Below are 700 nucleotides of genomic sequence, written 5' to 3' on the forward strand. Positions count from 1 at the left end.
TCGCTCACCGACTTCTTGCGCTGCCCCCACTTCTCGCCCTTCCGGGCCGCGTCACTGGCCAGTTGCCACAGCTGTGCAACGTCGACGTGCCGATCCAGCACTGGTTCCCTCACACCTGGCACAGTAGCGATCCACCAGGGCAGGTGATAGTGACCCTGCTGCATGTAGCCGATCGGCTATCGGCACAGCGCTGGCGCGCCCCGATGCGGCAGTCGGAGCAAGATCGAATCGAACCCGGCTAATATCTGCGGATTACGCAAGGAACTCGTACAAGTTCCTCTTGGTGTATGACCGAGAATCGCGGAACTCGCACGCTTTTGAATGTCGGCGACACGGTCAAGGTTCATGCTGAGGGAACCTCGGTGTTCACGATCGTGAGTATTGACGGCGACGAAGCTCTGATCGTGTCGGTTCTCCCCGCCCCCGGGACTTACCCGGAGGCATCCGAGGCACCCAGGGGTTCCGGTGTTCGGTTAGGTACAGTCCCGGCAGATCAGCTGCGCGGAGTCGGCGAGCCGACTGCGGTGATGGACCAGGAAGCAACTCGTGCAGGTGAATTCGTCCGCCTGCTTGGGGAGGACGCGGACGGTGAGTTCTTCGCCGGACAGGTCGGCGCCGGGCAGTTCGAAGGATTCGGCGGTGTCGGTGTCTTCGACGTCGACGACGGGGGACTGGGTGTCTTTCCGGCTGGCGGTCAGCT

General features: G+C 62.4%; 1 protein-coding gene. It reads right to left on the minus strand.

Annotation, left to right across the window (positions count from 1 at the left end):
• Positions 1–473 precede the first annotated feature (473 nt).
• Positions 474–700 (minus strand): DUF4193 domain-containing protein (locus tag RJ1_RS45110; RefSeq protein WP_073371185.1); only part of this gene is annotated, 227 nt, incomplete at its 5' end.

It is taken from the genome of Rhodococcus jostii NBRC 16295 (assembly GCF_001894825.1).
Taxonomy (GTDB): Bacteria; Actinomycetota; Actinomycetes; order Mycobacteriales; family Mycobacteriaceae; genus Rhodococcus_F; species Rhodococcus_F jostii.